Here is a 15,608-nt window from a genome sequence, read left to right as displayed (position 1 = left end):
AGAGGTTTTAGTATCGATATTGCCATGCCTTAATATGCTGGTAGAGTTGATATTAAGTAGCAAATTCCGACACCAACCCAGTTACAATCTGTAAAGAAACTGAAAAGGAACGACGGAATGCGTGTTGCAATCGTAGGTGCGGGACTGGCTGGACTAGCAACCGCAGTAGATCTAGCTGATGCTGGTTGTAAAGTCGAGATTTTTGAGTCTCGTCCGTTTGTGGGTGGTAAAGTTGGCAGTTGGGTTGATGGAGATGGCAACCATCTAGAAATGGGGCTGCATGTATTTTTCGGGTGCTACTACCAACTATTTGACTTAATGAAGAAAGTGGGGGTGTTAGAAAACTTACGCCTCAAGGAACATACCCACACTTTCATTAACAAAGGGGGCCAGACTGGTGCTTTAGATTTTCGCTTTCTTACAGGTGCGCCTTTCAATGGTTTAAAGGCATTTTTCACTACTTCTCAACTATCGTTGCAAGATAAATTGCAAAATGCGATCGCTTTGGGTACTAGTCCGATAGTGCGCGGATTGGTAGACTTTAACGGGGCGATGAAAACCATCCGCAATTTGGATAAAGTTAGCTTTGCTGATTGGTTCCGCAGTCATGGTGGCAGTAATGGCAGCATCAAGCGTCTGTGGAATCCCATTGCCTACGCATTGGGGTTTATTGATTGCGAAAATATGTCTGCCCGTTGTATGTTAACGATATTCCAGTTATTTGCAGTCAGAACTGAAGCTTCAGTTTTACGAATGCTGGAAGGTTCTCCTTATGAATATTTACACAAGCCCATTCTGGAATATCTGGAAGTTAGAGGCACTAAAGTTTACACGCGTCGGCAGGTACGGGAAATTCAGTTTAGAGAGTTAAATGAACAAACCCGCGTCACTGGTATAGCAGTTGCTCAAGGTGATACCGTAGAAACAATCACTGCTGATGCTTACGTTTTTGCCTGTGATGTTCCAGGAATTCAACGCATCTTACCCCAGGAGTGGCGTAAGTGGTCAGAATTTGACAATATTTACAAACTTGATGCAGTACCAGTGGCGACAGTGCAGTTACGCTTCGATGGTTGGGTAACGGAACTGAAGGATAAAGAGCAACGTAAACAACTAAATCATGCGGCTGGAATTGATAATTTACTTTACACAGCCGATGCTGACTTTTCTTGTTTTGCTGATTTGGCGTTGACTAGCCCTGCTGATTATTATCGCCCAGGACAGGGATCTTTGTTACAGCTAGTGCTGACACCGGGAGATCCGTTTATTGGACAAAGTAATGAAGCGATCGCACAGCATATCCTCAAACAAGTCCATGAACTGTTTCCCTCATCGCGGGAGCTAAATATGACTTGGTACAGCGTGGTAAAACTCGCTCAGTCTCTCTACCGAGAAGCGCCAGGAATGGATGCGTACCGTCCCAACCAAAAAACACCAGTAGATAACTTCTTCCTGGCTGGCAGTTATACTCAGCAAGATTACATCGACAGTATGGAAGGTGCTACTATTTCTGGACGGCGTGCGGCAAAAGTAATTTTAGAGAGTTTGAAGAAATAACGAACTGCGATCGCGCAGCGTCTCGTAGAGAAGGAAGAAGAGAAATGTCAGACTGGTTAGAGCATACTGTGCAGGTAGAAGTAGAGGCTCCCATAGATTTAGTATGGAGCCTCTGGTCTGATTTAGAGCAAATGCCCCAGTGGATGAAGTGGATTGATTCGGTGAAAATTCCGCCGGATAATCCAGATATATCTCTTTGGAAATTAAAGACTGGCAGTCTAGAATTTAATTGGCAATCCCGAATTCTCAAAGTTGTTCCCAACCAAATTATCCAATGGGAATCTGTTGATGGTTTGCCGAATCAGGGAGCAATTCGCTTTTACGATCGCCACGGTACTAGCGTTGTCAAAATGACCATTTCCTACGCCATCCCCGGCATTATTGGCAAAATTATGGATAACTTATTTTTGGGACGGATAGTTGAATCGACAATTCAAGCTGATTTGGAAAGGTTTAAAGAATATGCGCTAAATGTTAAATCTAGTTAAGCACAGATGGACTTTGTTAATAGTAAGTTTCCTTATATTTTTGTGATAAAGCTGTGAGAACTTAAGATCCAAAACTATGCAGCTTTATAAACTGTTGGTTCTGGAAGTGAATCACCCATAGCTTCGTAAGCGATGATAAGAGACTCTAAGGCTTCAATTCCATTTGCCACCGCTAACTCGTAAGTATCACCATGAGTGCGCCAGTGTTGTCCTGGAAAATCAGGGAATCCTACTAAATAGCAATCATCTTCATCAGACCATTGAATAAGCATTTGGTACTTCGGCTTACTCATCTTCTTTCTTCTCCTCTAATTTTTTAATTGCCTGTTTTACTTCCTTTTCTTGGTAGCGTTTAGCATCTGCTCCATCTTTGCCTGAAAGCGTAATTTTTCCATCATACAAAGGATGCACCCAGTTAGTGTGACTGCCTTTTCCTGGGAATTCTGTAAAACCTGATTGGCAAAGCATTTGCTTCAGTTACCGGATTTTCTTTGGCATTAATTTTGTTAAAATATGCGATCGCCACAGTCAGAAAAAATGGGTCAAACAATTGTAGATTGCCGATTGTAGATTTGAGATTGACTACACCCACTCTTGGATGCAGCTTGAGGATTTGAGATTGACGATTTGAGATTTATTCCGCCCACAATATGCTGGGCTTGTACCAAAAACAATCTGCAATCTGCAATCTGCAATCTCCAATCTCCAATCTTCTCGGTCAAAGTATCTTGCGGCCTATTCAGAAAATCTAATTATTGATTAGATTTTTTTTAGGCATTGATTTGCTTGTACTCAGATAATATCCGGGGCGAAATAGTTGCCTGAATTTCTTCACCCATTTTTTCTTCAGCTAGTCTAAGCTCATAATTCTTTTGTAAATTCATCCACAACTGGGCACCAGTACCAAACCATTGGCCTAATCGTAATGCTGTGTCAGCAGTAATTGCCCGTTCACCATTAATTATTTCAGTAATACGATTTGTCGGGACATGAAGGATACGTGCTAACTCACTTGCACTCATCTGCAATTCATGAAGCTCATCAGCAAGAATTTTTCCAGGATGGATAGGCGGCCGTGCCATGTTGTTATTCTTTAAGAATGATAGTCTGTGATTTCAATGTTGAAAGGTTTAGATTCTTCGTCTGGCTAATTGAAACAAATTCGCCATTGCTTATTTATCCGAATGCTGTATTGACCTTTTCGATCACCCTCTAAAGACTCAAAATGGTTGCTCGGTAGTTTCATCAGAGATTCTTTGTTAGTAGCGGCATCTAATATATCAAGTCGTTTGTATGCTTGGTCTGTAAAAGCCTGAAACTCTTTTACCCTCTCACCTAAAGCAAACCGCTCCGTCCTTTTATCTTTAAACTTTGGATATTTTTCTGACGGAGACATACATTAGAAATGATAGATATTATGCGTTACGTAACTCATAAGTTCTTATATTCACAATAACACAATATAATACCCGCGTAGCATACCAATCCTTATTCAATAACAGGGGCGACATTACCAAGTTGGGTCACTAAACAAATTAATCGTCAATTCCTCGCGTGGCGGTACTGCGGTGATACAAGCGCGAATAATCTCTCCATCTTCTAATTCCACAGTGCAAGCGTGACAAGACCCCATTAGACAACCGGTGGGAATAAATACCCCAGCCCGGTCTGCTACATCTAAGAGGGCTTCGCCTACTTCAGCATCTACTGTGACATCATCTGGTAAAAAGCGGATATGAACAATCATTGGTCATTGGTCATTGGTCATTGGTCATTGGTCATTAGTCATTGGTCATTGGTCATTGGTCATTGGTCATTAGTCATTTACTAATGACACTTTGATCGAAAAAATATGCACTTTAGTTTAAGACAAAAATGGAGTTAAGTCTAAATGGCTTTCTACTTCAGTGGCTAGGGAATCCAAAATTTGCTCTCGCTGTTCTCGGTAGTTAGCAACACCTGTGGGTAAAGATTTTAACCCGCGCTGTTGACGGAGACGATTTAACCAAGCCCGTCGCCAAGGGCCATTGTCAAAAAGCCCGTGGAGGTAACTTCCCCACACCGATTGACAACTATCCACTAATCCTAAATTAATATCGTCAAATAGGGCGTGGTAGGATTGAGGATCTATCCCTTGCTGTTCGATGCGCGATCGCCCTTGGTGAATTTCAAAGCCATTAACTGGCAAGCCCTGTTGTGGATAATTTGAGCTAACTTGGCGCTGGCGGGCGATTTTTTGTCCGGTAATTACAGTTCTGATTGGTAAAAGGTTTAACCCTTGAAATCTGCCTGCTTGTCCTTCTATCCCTTCTGGATCGGCGATGATTTGACCAAGCATTTGATAGCCACCGCAGATACCTAAAACCGTTCCACCGGAAGCTGCGTAGTGTTGGATAGCTTCTGCCATACCGCTTTTTTGCAGCAGTAGCAAATCAGAAATTGTGGTTTTTGTACCTGGGATAATCACGGCATCAGGATGTCCCAAATCTTGCTTAGGGCTAAGATATTTTACTGAAACTGTACTTTCTGATTCTAGTGGGTCAAAGTCAGTGAAGTTGGCAATTCTTGGTAAGCGGATGACGGCAATGTTGAGGTCAGTTTGGGCTTTATTCGACGACGATTGACGTTCTAGCAAGTCAAGAGAATCCTCTGCTGGAAACATTTCTTGTAAGTAAGGTATAACACCGACAACGGGGATACCTGTACGTTCTTCTAACCATTTTATCCCCGGATCTAGGAGCGATCGCTGTCCTCGGAACTTGTTAATGACTATACCCTTAATTAAGGCGCGTTCATCTGGTTCTAATAACTCTAAAGTGCCAACAATATGGGCAAAAGCACCACCCCGGTCAATATCAACTACTAACATCGTTGGCGCATTTAAATGTTTTGCCACCCGCATATTAGTTAAGTCGCGGTGCTTGAGGTTGATCTCCGCTGGACTACCGGCACCTTCACAAACCACCAAGTCAAACTCTGTTCCTAAATGCTGTAGCGATTCTTCAATTGTCCGCCATCCCAGTTCAAAATATTGCTCGTAGTAATCTGAAGCACTCACTTTGCCTACAGACCTACCTTTAATAATTACTTGAGAAGTCATATCCCCTTGGGGTTTCAATAAAATTGGGTTCATTTCTACCCAAGGCACGACTCCCGCCGCCCAAGCTTGCACTGCTTGGGCATAGCCAATTTCTCCACCACTGGCAGTCACATAAGCATTTAAAGCCATATTTTGACCTTTGAAGGGAGCCACTCGCCAACCACGCCGCGACAGAATGCGACAAATAGCTGTAGTTAAAAGTGATTTCCCTGCATGAGATGTTGTCCCCACCACCATAATTGATTTCATAGTCGCTATCACTTAGTTTTTCAAGATACAGGGTTAATTTTTAGGAGCGAATAGTTATGTAACAATCGTCCATCATTTAAAAAGCAGGGGAGCAGGGGAGATGAGGGAGATTAGGGAGATGAGGGAGAAATAACTAATGCCCCGCACCCAATACTTCTCTACAAGAAGCTACGCCAAGGCAAAGTTCAGTACAAGTGCCCAATGCCCAATGCCCAATGCCATTAGATGATTATGGTAAAGACTTCATGAATAGATGTGATGTTTCCGTATATATTGTTCCCTTTGATTCCCTAATCCTAACTCTTGGGGTTTTGATTCTAAAAAGGTATCCGTAACCAACGAATCACAGTATCATAGAAACGATCGCGCCATGAAGGAGTACGCCAATTTTTTCCTTGATATTGTTCCACTAACTGGCGTCCCAAAGGAGTGAGGCGAAAACTATCTGTAATTCCCTGTCCATCGACTTCTCGCCGCAATACACCCACTTGAATTAGCCAGCCCAAGGCGTTATCACAGGCTAATTCTGATAAAGGGCGCTTGGTATAGCCCTGCTTGCGTCCATTTTCTAGTGCGATCGCAGTTAATGACACACTCTGGTGTCCCATCACTTCAAATAAAGATACATTAAAGGGTGAACACACTAGCGATCGCTCGGCTCTTTCTACTGTACTTTGAGGATAGACAAAAATATTTGGGTTTTGGGAATCAACAACAGGCATTGTGTATGGGTATAAATTTTTCTTCTTAAAAAGATTAATTGAAGAATATCTTTTTTATTGCAGTAAACACCTCATTAAACCAAAATTAGTTACCTAAAGTATAGTTATGCTATTTCTTAGTAATTATTTTAATCATTATAAATTAATGTAAAATTTCAAGTGCATCAACAATCTGAAACAGGAAAGGTTAATTATGCCTCTAGCAGTTGGTACGGATGCACCTGCATTTACCGCCAAAGATACAAACGGCAACACAGTCTCGTTATCTGATTTTGCCGGAAAGACAGTGGTTTTGTATTTTTACCCCAAAGATGACACGCCAGGTTGCACCAAACAAGCCTGTAGTTTTCGGGATGCCCAACCTCAATATCAAGGCAAAGATATTGTAGTCTTGGGAGTCAGTGCAGATGATGAAGTCTCGCATCAGGCATTCACCCAAAAATATAATTTGAATTTTCCCCTACTGGCAGACAGCGAAAAATCCCTCATCAAAGCTTTCGATGTGGATGGCGGTGGTTATGCCAAGCGTGTCACCTACGTAATTGACCCCAACGGCAAAATTACCCATGTTGACGCTAGTGTAAATACTACCACCCATGCTAGTGATGTTTTAACTGCACTTGGCCTGTAGTTTTTTACCTGATAATTAAGGATTTTTTAAATATTCTCAACCCCAAGCCTCTACAGGCTTGGGGTTCTTTATTTGAATTCAGTTACCTGATGGCGGTGTAACCGATGGCGGCGTAGTTGATGGTAGTATAATCGTCTGCGAACTGGGGGTTGCTTGCCGTTGTTGACCTTGAATTAATTTTTGTTGCCTTGCTTTAAAGGCTGCTGCTGCTGAGTTTAGTTCTTCGTTCTGTTGGTCAGAATTCCAGTTGAGAGTACCAAAATTTGCCCGATGAATCAGGTCAAGCATGTTGAAATTATCTGAGTTGGAACGGGAGAAAGGATTGGTATTTTGGTCTGTGTTACTAGTACTGGGAAAAGCATCCTCTGGGCTGCTGGTTTGAGCGGAACTGGGTTGAGCCATCAGCAAGGAAGCAAAGCTAATCCCTGCTGCCGTAGCTACAAACAGTCTAGTAATTTGTAAAAATGGTTTTTTCATGGGGTTTCTACCCTAAGATTTATCTATTTTATCTCTTTAAGCAAGAGTCCGACGCAGTTGGGGTTGAATACTTAGTAAAGCGACTATGGCAAAGCCAAACAACACCAGCAACGCTCCCCCAAAGGTAACATTGCCCCAAGGAGCCTGCATCACTACACTACCTAATTCCCAATTACTGTGGAAATAGAGATAGCGAATTGGCTCGATGGCATAGCTAAGAGGATTCAGGGTAGCGATAACCTGCAACCACTGAGGCATGAAAGATAGAGGTGCTAAAGCAGTACTCGCAAACAATAATGGTAGGTTAGTGACAAAAATCACTGCAATCAATTCAATGTGTCCGGGTAGAGCAAACGCTAAACCGAGGGAGATAGCTGTTACTCCCAAAGCTAAGAGCAAGACAATAAGAGCGATCGCACTTAAACCCGCGATATCTGGTAGTCCAGCCCCCAAGAATGCTGCTGCTGCAACAATTACGGCTGCTTGCAACAAACTTTGGCTGATGATGAAGATTGCTGAGGCAAAGACAATAGAAAACCGCGATGCTAATGGTGCTACCAGCAAACGATTCAAAAAGCCGAACTCACGGTCAAACATTACCGGTAAACCAGCATTTAGCGCCCCAGCAAAGGCTGTAAACACAATGATGCCAGCAGCCAAAAATTGACCGTAATTTGTTGTGTTGCCAAATATACCTTTGGGAGCATTTTGGAACAATGCACCAAATAGTACTAACCACATTACTGGTTGAATAATTCCAGCAATTAAAGATGAGGGACGGCGTTGCAACTGAATAAACAAGCGACGAGTTAAAGCCAACGTCTCTTGTACCAATTCACCGAAAAAGTTAGGTGCAGTATTAGCATCTGCTTGCGGCGATGCTAGTGGCTGCCAATTGATATCAGATTTAGGAGTAACGCTCATAGGAATTTTGGATTAATTGGGCATTGGGCATTGGGAATTGGGCATTGGGCATTGGGAATTGGGCATTGGGAAGTATTTCCCATAAGTGTCTACTTTTGCCAAAAATAGCTTAACTGTTGGCTTCATCGCCCGCCAGGGAATAAATTCCTTTGGCTTTTAGCTTAAGTCTACTGAAGTATACTGAAGATTTTTGGCGATATTTAGTCATCTTCAGATGACTTTAGCTATGAGGCGGGAATTTCAATTCCCGACGGACGAGCGGTTTCGCGTTAAGTTGACACCAATGAGTATTTCCATGCCCCATACCCTATGCCCAATGCCCCATTCCCTATCTCATATTCTGCTTTTTCTCAGCTTTGGGATCGCGGGTAGCAACAGCTGCGAGTTCTGCATCTAACAATGTGCGTCCTGTGGCAGCAAGGTAAACGTCATCGAGGCTGGGGCGAGATTGGGCGATGCCAAATATGGGCAAGCCAGAGGTTGTTAGCGCTTGCTGTATGTTAATCAGAACATCGTTTTGAGGTGTCACCACTAAGTTAAGGGAATTACCTTGAGCGCTGTTAATGATCACTTCTTGGACAAAGGGCAAAGGTTTCAGGAGGTTTTTGGCTTTTTCAGCTTCCTCAATGGGGGAAAACTCGCGGATTCGCAAGGTGATGCGATCGCCCCCTACTTGATCTTTCAATTGCGAAGGTGTACCACTGGCAATTACAACGCCGCGATCTATAATTGCCACGCGATCAGCTAGGGCGTCAATTTCTTCTAAATAATGGCTGGTAATTACTACCGTCGTGCCAGAGGCGCGTAATTTTCTCAAGAAATCCCATACCACAAAACGAGTTTCTATGTCAAGCCCCACAGTTGGCTCATCCAACACCAAAACATCCGGTGCATGGAGCAACCCAGCAGCCAAGTCTAGGCGCTTGCGTAAACCGCCAGAGTAGGTTCCTGTCTTTTTATTGGCGTATTCTTGCAAACCGAGTAAATCTAATACCGTCTCAATACGCTGTTTGGCTACTGCTTTTGGGAGGTGATAAAGTGCTGCTTGCAATTGCAGCAGTTCTTTTCCAGTCAGCACCTTATCTATAGCGACTTCCTGAGCTACATAGCCTAGTCGTTGTCTTGCCACTCTCGGATTATCTAACACAGAGATGCCAGATACTTCGATTTTGCCAGCATCCGGTGTGGTCAACGTACACAAGGCACGCAAGGTAGTAGTTTTCCCAGCACCGTTGGGGCCAAGTAAACCAAAGATTTCTCCTGGTTCTACCTGAAAGGAAACATCTTGGACGGCAACCACTGTGCCGTAGCACTTTTGCAAATTTTGAATGAAAACGGCGGGAGCCATGACAGCTGATCCCCAACTATACAAATCTCAATAAAGTCTATCCTTATTGTAGAAGGTAGAGAGTAAGGAAATAACGCATGAGCGAAAATCTATAAATAAATTCGCGTCATGCGCTATGCTGCCAAAAATTTCTAGCTATTTTAAGCAAGTTATTGGATTGCGTTTGTAGCGAAACAAACCAAATGCTACAGCAATTAATCCTAAACCTGGAAGATTTGTCGGCTCTGGAACCTGAGTACGAGTGGGAGGCGTAGGCGGAGTGTAGTACTTAGTTGGGACATCTGGCAGATCGCCATTAAACAGATAGTTGTGAGATTCGCCATTTCCTGTTAAGGAAGCTACTACTACATTGCCGTTAACTTGACCGTTATTGAAATTGAAATTAGCTAAAGGCGCAAGAATACTACCTAGTATGCTAATCCCACTGGCAGTTATGTTTGTCGCTTCATAGAAGTTGTAAATCACCTTTTGTTGATCTGTGCCAAGGATATTGAACCCAAAGTTTTGCAGCGACACATCCTTACCGCTGATATTGATAACAATAGTTGAATTTGCATCCCCCTTAATTTCAAAATAGTTTGTCTTGGAGACATCTGAGCCGGCAACATTAAAAACATTGAAAGCAGTACCACTACCACTAAGGTTAATAGCACCCCAAGATTGAACAGTTGTTTTACCAGTAGGGGTTAAGGTTGCCAAATATTGAGATAGTCCTCGTAGTTGTTTCCCTGCTTCATTGAAGTCGATGGAATTACCCTTGGTGAAAGTTCCCTGTGGAAACCCCTCATTGCTAGACACATTAGCACTGCCTCCGTAGACTGCATTACCGTGGTAGACTTGACCGTTGCTTAGAGTTAAGTTTTGTCCAGCTACTACTACGTTCCCGCTATTGCCAGAAAGTTTGCTTCCAAGTCCGCCGACGAAATTCACATTACCGCCAGCAGCAAGTTTTCCTTCAATATCTGTATATTTTTGAGTGATATCTCCCAGAACAAATACATTGTAATCAGAGGCAGCGCCTAACTCAACTGCATTCGCTCTTGCTGAGAAACCCAGCGCCAGAGTGACTACAATCGGAGTTGCTACTAATCTCCAAACATAATAGATTTTCGATTTCATCTTTTATTTGAGTAATCATCAATATGATCCTATGGGTATAAGTCAAAGATGGCATTAGTTTGTTGTTATTTTCATTGAAGTTTTATAGCTGTATAATTACTGTGTATTTTTACTTATTCCTCTATTTAACCGCATATCTACTGTTGACTATATAATTAAATCTTTATCAAAAATAATTCATAAATTAAGAGTGAGTATGTTATTTCACAACTTTCAAAGTTCTGAGGCTAATATCATTGCAACCGCTAATAAATCCCCCCATAGCCTGGATTTGTTGTAGATATTCCAGGACAGATTTGGTGATGACTTCTCCCGGCATTAACACAGGAATTCCTGGGGGATAGGGACAGATGATTTCGGCGCAGATGCGTTTATTAGTTTGTGACAAAGGTAATGTTTCACTAACTGCAAAAAAAGCTTCACGGGGAGAAAGTTTTAAAGCAGAACTCGGTGTTTTATCCAGATTTTGCCAAACTTGGTTTTTAACTGTTGAATCAGTTCGGCGATATTCTTTTGTGAGGGTAGTAAAACTTTGGACTAATTGCTCAATATCGGCTAGGATATTGCCCAAACTAATGATAAAGGTGAGATGTTGCAGTGAGGCAAATTCAGCAGTAACGCCTAATTTTTCATCCAGAATTTCATCTGCCTCAAATCCAGTTAAGCCTAAAGCGGAAACTGTGACAGTTAGTCGTGTTTTATCTAAACCCACAAACCCAGGAGATCCCCCCAACCGAGGCATTTCTAAGATTGATAATCCAGGAATTTGACTGATTATCGTTCTAGCTTCGTCAGCAAGTTGCAAAGTGCGAGACATCAGCATTTTTCCGTGGAGTGCCATTTGCTGACGCGCTGCATCTAAGGAAGCTAAAAGTAAATAACTAGGACTGGTAGACTGTACAAGTTGCAAAGCTTTACTGATGCGATCGCCATCTATCCTATTAGCTTGAACGTGCAGCATTGATGCCTGTGTCATTGCACCAAGTACCTTGTGGATGGATTGCACAGTTAAATCTGCACCTACTGCTAAAGCTGGAGTTGGTAATTCGGGATGAAAGGCAAAGTGTGCGCCGTGTGCCTCATCTACAAGTAGAGGGATATTATATTGATGTGTGATGTTGGCGATCGCACTCAAATCTCCACAAACGCCGTAGTATGTTGGGTAAACTGTCAACACTGCTTTTGCATCTGGATGCTGTTGGAGTGCAGATTGTACAGCATTGGGCGTGATGCTATGGGCAATATCTAAAACTGGGTCGTATTCAGGATTAAGAAAAATTGGTATAGCACCAGAGAGAATTAAACCAGCGATCGCCGAAGAATGCACATTTCGAGGCAGAATAATTTTATCGCCTGTTCCACAGGTAGCAAGAATTGCCGCTTCAATCCCACAAGTAGAACCATTGACAAGGAACCATGTTTGCGAAGCACCAAACGCCTCAGCCGCTAGTTGTTGGGCTTTTTGAATAACACCTTGGGGTGCAAAGAGATTATCTAAATCTGCTAATTCGGTTAAATCAGCGCGAAAGACATCTTTGCCAAGTAAGTCAGCTAAGGGTTGAGAGATGCCTTTGCCTTGTTTATGTCCTGGGGTGTAAAAGGGAGTATGGGGACGGGCTGCATTGGCTTTTAAGGCGTCTAATACAGGTATTTGGTTTTGATTGAGCATTTTTGGAGAAACGAACCGTGAATGATAAAATTTGAAGTCTGTTAGGTCATATTCATAGACGTGAAAAAAGTTAAACTTTTGGATACTATTGATACACTCAAGGCTATTTCCACTGAGAGATTACAACTAGTAGAAGAAGATTATACTTCTATCGAAAGCTTACCCAGTGGGCAAGTTGGAACAATTGTAGAAGTGTATGAGCAAGAAGAAGAATATCATTATCTAGTCGAGTTTGCTGATACCCAAGGCTGTGAATATGCAATGGCTACTTTGAGAGCAGATGAAATCTTAGTTTTAGAGGTTGTTTGAAAAGTCTAATTTATTACTCACCGGGCGAATAGAATTCGCGGCTACACAAACAAAACCCACCTCCGTGGGTTAAAAACCCTTGATTTTTTCTTAGTGGACAACTCTTAGAGACGCACTCGCGAACGTTTGTGTAGTAGATAGACATCTCCGAAAAAGAATGTAGAGACGTAGCAGTGCTACGTCTCTACGAGGGTTCTGGGTAACGCATCTTTAATTTCTGGAGATGTCTAGTAGCGAATTTTATTCGCCTAATACTTTTCAAACATCCTCTTACATTATGATTTGGCAATTGCCTAAATTTTTCCCGAATTACGAACTACGAATTATTCACATGAGGCCTTATCATCAAATCCCAATTTTCGAGTGTGGTGAACCGCTAATCAAGATTCCTTTAGAATTATTTGCGGTGGAATCTCCCCATCCTTATGAAAAATTAGGTGCGCCTTATGGCGATCGCTCCCCCTATTATCTCCGTCAAAGCGTTATTGAAAATTTGCTCCAAGCGCAAAATTATCTTAATATTCTGCATCCTAACTGGCATATCCAAATTTTTGATGCCTATCGCCCGATCGCAGTTCAGCAGTTTATGGTAGATTACAGCTTCGCCCAAGCAGTGCAGGATAGGGGACTGACTGAGGTGGAGTTGTTACCAAACCAACGTCAAGAAATTTGGCAGGCGGTTTATGAAATTTGGGCTGTACCGAGTTTGGATGAAAAAACTCCGCCTCCTCACAGTACAGGTGCGGCGGTGGATGTGACGCTGGTAGATGATGCTGGGCAAATAATAAATATGGGTTCGCCAATTGATGAAATGTCAGAGCGATCGCATCCCGATTATTATGCCAATAGCGATGACTCAGAGGCACAAAAGTATCATGCTTACCGTCAGTTATTGCGAGATGTAATGTTAAAAGCCGGCTTTCAACGCAATCCTAGAGAATGGTGGCATTTTTCTGTCGGCGATCAAATGTGGGCTTGGCTGAATAATCAATCCAATCCAGGCAATCCTGTCGCAGCACGTTATGGACGACTACTTATGCATCTTGAGGATTTAACTCTCTTAACTCGTCAGTAGTGTAAGTACCAATGGGAGTCCAAACTAGATAGGGAAGGAGTAACAGCGCCGCCATTAGAGAAATCGGTAAAACGCAGATTGCCAGGACAACGGCTAAAATCAAACCCATTAATCCAAGAATTTCCCCAATTTTGAGACTGCGAAATCTCAACATTAGAGGTATGTAGGCAACGGTGATAATTTCCACCACGAGATACAAAGCCATTAATAGCCAAGTCATTAGGCTTCCGGGATTTTTTTGCCAGACAATAGTAGCTGAAGCTGTACCACCAATAAAAATCACAGTCCAGATAAACGGAATTAACGGCTCAAAAATTAGCCAGCGAGGGCGACTTAAATGTGCAAACCATTTAACATCACGCGGCGTAATCAAGAAACTCCCAAGAGCAATGAAGAAGGTTACAGCCCCAATTATTATCCAAGATGGAATCATAATGCACTCAAGTTTTGTGTATTTTGTCAAGTCATACACTGCAAGTTTGACAATTTAGGCTATATGTTTAATCATTCTCTGGGGCGATTCTTAGGCATCTTCAGGATTGAGACTGATCATCTGCCAAGTGGTATAAGTACCAATAGGACTCCAGAGTAAATAAGGAACTAGTAATAGTGCTGCCCAACCAGAAAAACCTAAGACTGCAAGTATCAATAAAGCACTGATGATCAAACCTGTGCCACCGAGAATTGTGCCCACTTTCAGACTGCGAAGCTTAAACATGATAGGCGTATAGGCAATCGTGACAATTTCTAATAGCAGATATAAAGCCATAATTAACCAGGTTGAAGTGCTTCCTGGGTCTTTTTCCCAGACAATATAAGCTGACCAAGCACCACAAATAAATATTACAGTCCAGATAATGGGAATCGCGCCCTCAAAGGTTAGCCATCTTGGTCTTTGTAAACGCTTGAACCATTGGCGATCGCTAGGCGTAATCACGTTCGCGGCTAAAGCAACTAAGAAAGCCACACCCCCAATCACCATCCAAGATTTAATCATGCCCGTTAGTCCTTTACAAGCGCTATCTATCGCTTAATATCACTCTTTATAGTGTGATTTTGTCAATTTAGTTGCTAATTACTCATCATCCCTGAGTTTGAAACCTTGATATCGTTTGGCAGGATTTTAAATTATGGGCATTGGGTATGGGGTAGAAGGTAGAAAGGTTAGGCGATCACTACTAGTTTGGAGGCGATCGCACCGCGATTACAGTGAAGTTTATACCATACTAAGTACAGCTTTGCATAAGTTCGTAACTTTTTTAAACGCAGAGGAACACAGAGGTAAACGCATAGGCGCAACTCTTGGAGACGCTACGCGTAGCAAGATCCCCGTAGGGGTACGCCTTCCCGCAGGGTAGGTACGCAGAGTTTTGCTAAAGTTAATTCGCTATGAATTAATAAAATATAGTTGCGTCAAAAGACAACCCGTCAAACTTTACCCAAAAATTCCTTACCAACGACTAAGGCTCAATCTCAACTAAAAGCTAGTTGACTCCTAAACTTCTACCTTAAAGACAAATTAGCTTATTACTTATGATAGTTACCATAATTCACTTGGATGAGTGAAAGTAATAAGAATGACGAGCGAGAGTAAATATACTTAGTAGCTGAGGTTCAAAGCATGGACTCAACAGGTAAAGTTCAAATTGTGGACTCGTCCTGGTACGTTCCACTACCGCTGAAAGAGTATGCAATGAGCCGAGTAACTGTCTACTTTTATAGCGACAGATGGGTTCCAATTAAATATTGTTCTTTGGAAAAGGCGATTTTGCTTCACCAAAAGGCAAATTTAGAAGGCAAGGAAATTTTACTATTTCCAGATCATCTAGACCCTAATCAATTCTCAAACTCTTTTAACGAAAATGCGTTGAGGTAGACTATTTTTCCAAATTCTTGGCGACAAATTAATCGAATTAATCGGTCATAGAGGCATACATCTA

Annotated in this window: 19 protein-coding genes; 5 read left to right on the top strand and 14 right to left on the bottom strand. The window is 42.3% G+C overall.

The features are described 5' to 3' along the window. The first annotated feature begins 117 nt into the window (after positions 1-117). Positions 118-1,557, top strand: coding sequence for a 9,9'-di-cis-zeta-carotene desaturase (gene zds / locus V7K67_RS20460; RefSeq protein ID WP_334732081.1), 1,440 nt, complete (start codon positions 118-120; stop codon positions 1,555-1,557). A 44-nt stretch (positions 1,558-1,601) separates the two neighbouring features. After that, positions 1,602-2,045, top strand: coding sequence for an SRPBCC family protein (locus V7K67_RS20455; protein ID WP_334732082.1), 444 nt, complete (start codon positions 1,602-1,604; stop codon positions 2,043-2,045). A 74-nt stretch (positions 2,046-2,119) separates the two neighbouring features. Here the strand turns inward: V7K67_RS20455 and V7K67_RS20450 are convergent, their stop codons facing one another. From V7K67_RS20450 to V7K67_RS20420, 7 genes are all read right to left on the bottom strand, one after another. Continuing rightward, positions 2,120-2,338: a type II toxin-antitoxin system HicB family antitoxin gene (locus tag V7K67_RS20450; protein ID WP_334705919.1), complete on the bottom strand. Its 219-nt coding sequence runs from the start codon at positions 2,336-2,338 to the stop codon at positions 2,120-2,122. Then, positions 2,331-2,513 carry a type II toxin-antitoxin system HicA family toxin gene (locus tag V7K67_RS20445; protein WP_334732083.1) on the bottom strand — a complete coding sequence of 61 codons (183 nt, stop codon included), beginning with the start codon at positions 2,511-2,513 and terminating at the stop codon, positions 2,331-2,333. Before V7K67_RS20445 ends, V7K67_RS20450 begins: the two co-directional genes overlap by 8 nt. 302 nt (positions 2,514-2,815) lie before the next feature. Further along, on the bottom strand, positions 2,816-3,127 hold the full coding sequence (locus V7K67_RS20440; RefSeq protein WP_335168127.1) for a HigA family addiction module antitoxin: 312 nt from the start codon (positions 3,125-3,127) through the stop codon (positions 2,816-2,818). 65 nt (positions 3,128-3,192) lie between these two features. Continuing rightward, positions 3,193-3,441: a type II toxin-antitoxin system RelE/ParE family toxin gene (locus V7K67_RS20435; RefSeq protein WP_334732085.1), complete on the bottom strand. Its 249-nt coding sequence runs from the start codon at positions 3,439-3,441 to the stop codon at positions 3,193-3,195. Positions 3,442-3,555: 114 nt separating this feature from the next. Further along, on the bottom strand, positions 3,556-3,792 hold the full coding sequence (locus V7K67_RS20430; RefSeq protein WP_334732086.1) for a 2Fe-2S iron-sulfur cluster-binding protein: 237 nt from the start codon (positions 3,790-3,792) through the stop codon (positions 3,556-3,558). A 117-nt stretch (positions 3,793-3,909) separates the two neighbouring features. Further along, positions 3,910-5,394 carry a cobyric acid synthase CobQ gene (cobQ, locus tag V7K67_RS20425; protein ID WP_334705924.1) on the bottom strand — a complete coding sequence of 495 codons (1,485 nt, stop codon included), beginning with the start codon at positions 5,392-5,394 and terminating at the stop codon, positions 3,910-3,912. Between the two features lie 317 nt (positions 5,395-5,711). Next, positions 5,712-6,116, bottom strand: a complete 405-nt coding sequence (locus V7K67_RS20420) for an Npun_F0494 family protein (protein WP_334705926.1) — start codon at positions 6,114-6,116, stop codon at positions 5,712-5,714. 193 nt (positions 6,117-6,309) lie between these two features. Between V7K67_RS20420 and V7K67_RS20415 the strand changes: the two genes are divergently transcribed. Further along, positions 6,310-6,747: a peroxiredoxin gene (locus V7K67_RS20415; RefSeq protein ID WP_334732088.1), complete on the top strand. Its 438-nt coding sequence runs from the start codon at positions 6,310-6,312 to the stop codon at positions 6,745-6,747. 78 nt (positions 6,748-6,825) lie between these two features. Here the strand turns inward: V7K67_RS20415 and V7K67_RS20410 are convergent, their stop codons facing one another. From V7K67_RS20410 to V7K67_RS20390, 5 genes are all read right to left on the bottom strand, one after another. Next, positions 6,826-7,224, bottom strand: coding sequence for a hypothetical protein (locus tag V7K67_RS20410; protein WP_334705928.1), 399 nt, complete (start codon positions 7,222-7,224; stop codon positions 6,826-6,828). Between the two features lie 36 nt (positions 7,225-7,260). Further along, positions 7,261-8,148, bottom strand: coding sequence for an ABC transporter permease (locus tag V7K67_RS20405; RefSeq protein WP_334732089.1), 888 nt, complete (start codon positions 8,146-8,148; stop codon positions 7,261-7,263). 328 nt (positions 8,149-8,476) lie between these two features. Further along, complete coding sequence (locus V7K67_RS20400; RefSeq protein ID WP_334732090.1) at positions 8,477-9,496, bottom strand: ABC transporter ATP-binding protein; 1,020 nt, start codon at positions 9,494-9,496, stop codon at positions 8,477-8,479. 135 nt (positions 9,497-9,631) lie between these two features. Then, entirely contained in the window at positions 9,632-10,615 is a 984-nt protein-coding gene (locus tag V7K67_RS20395) for a choice-of-anchor A family protein (protein WP_335168123.1), read from the bottom strand. Between the two features lie 199 nt (positions 10,616-10,814). Next, positions 10,815-12,284, bottom strand: coding sequence for an aminotransferase class I/II-fold pyridoxal phosphate-dependent enzyme (locus V7K67_RS20390; protein ID WP_335168122.1), 1,470 nt, complete (start codon positions 12,282-12,284; stop codon positions 10,815-10,817). Positions 12,285-12,344: 60 nt separating this feature from the next. Between V7K67_RS20390 and V7K67_RS20385 the strand changes: the two genes are divergently transcribed. Next, on the top strand, positions 12,345-12,593 hold the full coding sequence (locus V7K67_RS20385; RefSeq protein WP_334732093.1) for a DUF4926 domain-containing protein: 249 nt from the start codon (positions 12,345-12,347) through the stop codon (positions 12,591-12,593). Between the two features lie 331 nt (positions 12,594-12,924). Continuing rightward, positions 12,925-13,668 carry a M15 family metallopeptidase gene (locus V7K67_RS20380; protein WP_335168148.1) on the top strand — a complete coding sequence of 248 codons (744 nt, stop codon included), beginning with the start codon at positions 12,925-12,927 and terminating at the stop codon, positions 13,666-13,668. On the opposite strand, the gene V7K67_RS20375 is transcribed toward V7K67_RS20380, so the two are convergent. Both V7K67_RS20375 and V7K67_RS20370 read right to left on the bottom strand, forming a co-directional pair. Further along, entirely contained in the window at positions 13,628-14,101 is a 474-nt protein-coding gene (locus tag V7K67_RS20375; protein WP_334732094.1) for a TspO/MBR family protein, read from the bottom strand. The genes V7K67_RS20380 and V7K67_RS20375 overlap by 41 nt on opposite strands. A gap of 90 nt (positions 14,102-14,191) precedes the next feature. Then, entirely contained in the window at positions 14,192-14,665 is a 474-nt protein-coding gene (locus tag V7K67_RS20370; RefSeq protein WP_334732095.1) for a TspO/MBR family protein, read from the bottom strand. Positions 14,666-15,608 lie beyond the last annotated feature (943 nt).

Origin of the sequence: Nostoc sp. (assembly GCF_036917155.1) — a bacterium.
Taxonomy (GTDB): Bacteria; Cyanobacteriota; Cyanobacteriia; order Cyanobacteriales; family Nostocaceae; genus Nostoc.
Note: the sequence above shows the minus strand (reverse complement) of the source record. Positions and strands in the feature narration are given on the sequence as shown.